Source organism: Planctomycetota bacterium (assembly GCA_016872555.1).
Taxonomy (GTDB): Bacteria; Planctomycetota; Planctomycetia; order Pirellulales; family UBA1268; genus F1-20-MAGs016.
In genome coordinates this window covers 1-2601 of the sequence record VGZO01000125.1, presented here as the reverse complement: position 1 = coordinate 2601, position 2601 = coordinate 1, and the positions used below count along the sequence as shown (strand labels likewise).

The following is a 2601-nucleotide window of genomic DNA, read 5'->3' as shown; positions in this document are numbered from 1 at the left end:
AGCGACAGGCTGCCGACGGTGTCGAGGTTGGAGTTGACGATCACCTGCCGGCCCGACTCGCTGGCGGTGAGCGACATCGCCGCCTGCGTGGAGGGCAGGGCGTTGATCGTCAGGTTGCCGCGCGTCTGGTCGACGAAGATCCCGATGTCGGCCTGCGGGTTGCTGTCGCTGCCGGCGAAGATGTTGTGCTGGGCGAAGTCGGCGGTCTTGACGTTGATCACGCCGCCGTCGGCGCCGGCGTTGAGCAGCGTGATGCTGCCGCCGCCGCTGATCGAGCCCGAGGGGCCGGTGAGGATGTTGCGCGGACTGACCGAGTTGACCTGGAGGTTGACATTGCCGGCGTTTTGGATGACGCCGTCGATGAGGATGTCGCCGCCGTTGCCGCCGAAGCCGTAGCTACCGTAGATGCTCGACGACGGCGGGATGCCGCTGCCGAGGCGGACGTCGGTCGTGCCGCTGACGCTGGCGCCGGGGAAGATATGAAAGTTGCCCTCGGAAACCCGCGACGAAAGGCCGCCGGTGATCGCGTTTTCGATCTGGACGAGTTTCGTCGCCCGGAAGTCGTTGGTGTAGCGCGGATTGAGCGTCGCCTGGACATAGACCTCCGAGGCGAGCAGGTTGTAGCCGCCGCCGCCGCGCGGAAGGTCGTAGGCCGGGGCTGCGGAGTTGTAGGTTTCGGCGGCGTTGCTGGTGATGAAGATCCGCGACGTGCCGACCGCGCGACTGAAGTCGACCTCGAGCGCCAACGGCATCGAGTCGCCGACATGGAGGACGAAGGTCGGGTCGACCGTCCCGGGCGCGCAGGTCACGCGCACTTTCGCGAGATAAAACGTCTCGAGCGTCGTGTCGCGAGTGTTCCAGTTGGTATCGACCGACCACGAGTTGACCAGCGACAGCGGTCCGACGACGTTGAATGCCGAGTTCGGATTGGGATTGCCCGCCGGATTGGTCTGGGGCGGGACCTGCGTTCCCCAGTTGAATCCCACGGGGCTGCCGAAGTTGCTCGGCGGACCGGAAATGCCCGTGCCGACGTTGGTCAGCGCACTGAACGACGTGTTGTAGTCGAATTGCAACTGGCCGACGATCGCCAGGTTGCGCATGTACATCGTCATCGTGTCGGTCGGATCAGCCGGATCGTCGAAGATCTCGAGGTTGTACTCGTAGCACTGCGTGCGCGGGATCGTCGGCGTCGCGGTGTGCGTGAACCCCTGGTACTGGAACACCAGCAGCCGGCGGTCCTCGAGGCTCTCGAGCGAACCGAGCCGCTCGCGAGTCCGCATCCGCCGCCCACGCACCAGGCGCGAGGCGGAGTCCCGACGGAACGAACGGCTGAAGATCCTGCCGAGCATCATGGCAACACTTTCGTGAAGGCGAGAGGAAACCGGATCACGGCCGGTCGGACCATGGACCGGTACTCAGAAACGCTCAGGGAACGGGACGCAGCATGGCGGGGGCGAATCGAACCGGGGAAGTGCCTGCAGGCAACTCTCGGGCAGACCGGGTGCAGCGATGGCGACGCGGGCGGGCCGTCGGCGCGCACTGCCCAACCGCGATCGAGTCGGTCCATCTGGAAGAAAGAATCGGTCCAGCGCCCCTGGTTCATGTAGAACGGTCGCGCCGGGAAAAAGTTCGCTCGCCCCTGCAACTTCTCTATAGGGAACCGCGCGTGCCGACGCAAGCTGTCGGCTCCGCCGCAAGAAGGGGAGCAAAACCGGGCTGTTTTGCCCCGTTTCCCCAGAGGTTCACTGCCCGCGGGGCGTCGCCGCTCCCCGTACGGCAGACGGAGCTGGCCGATCCACGGTTTCGATTCGCCCGCGTCCATGGCGTTGGCCCCGGTCGGAGCGCCGTCTGACCAGGCTCTGAGGGCGACCGCGGGAAACCCCCGCGGTGGCTCCCGGGTCGCCGGCGGCCGCCGCGGGCGGGGCGTGACCAGGGCCACGTCGTCCTACCAGCGCCCCTCGACGCCGAGCGACACGCCCTGCACGACCGTACCTCCGGTGAGGTCGATCGTGCCCGACACCGGCGAGACACCCGAGGCGATCGACTGGCCGGCGAGCTGGTTTGTCGGTTGGGCCAGGCCCTCGAGCCACAGCGCCATGTAGCCGCAGCGGAGGTCGAAGTGCTTGGTGAGAGGCACGGTGGTCGTCAGCCCCAGTTCGCCGACGAACGCCGCGCCGTCCCCCTGGACCCGGATCCCCTTGAGGGCCGGGCCCGTTCCGGCGTCGAAGACGTACTGCGACTTCTGGACCGCGTTGTTGTAGTACGCTCCACCTTTGAGGAGCCCATCGACGCGGAGGAAGCCGCCGCGATCCCAGAGGCGGATGTCGGTGCCGAGCTGGTAGCCGTAGAGGCTGTTGATGCAGCTGTTGTTGAAGACGTCCATCATCGGGGCCGGGGGCACGACCCCGCCGTAGTGGTCGACGAGCGACAGTGACTCGTTCCATTCAAACCACCGAAATCCCTGCAGCAGGACGACGTTGGGCAGCGCGTGCCAGCGCCGGTTGAACTCGAAGCTCTGCAGCGAGCTGCCGAGGTCGGCGGTCGCGGTGTCGAGGCCGGTGAACGTGTTGCCGAACACACCCGGGGCGTCAGGGCATAGCC

General features: G+C 66.7%; 2 protein-coding genes. Both read right to left on the bottom strand.

Features of this window, described 5'->3' with window-relative positions; translation table 11 throughout:
• On the bottom strand, positions 1–1352 hold a 1352-nt coding region (locus FJ309_17405), incomplete at its 3' end, for a hypothetical protein (protein MBM3956350.1).
• A 593-nt stretch (positions 1353–1945) separates the two neighbouring features.
• Positions 1946–2578 carry a hypothetical protein gene (locus FJ309_17400; protein ID MBM3956349.1) on the bottom strand — a complete coding sequence of 211 codons (633 nt, stop codon included), beginning with the start codon at positions 2576–2578 and terminating at the stop codon, positions 1946–1948.
• Positions 2579–2601: the final 23 nt, after the last annotated feature.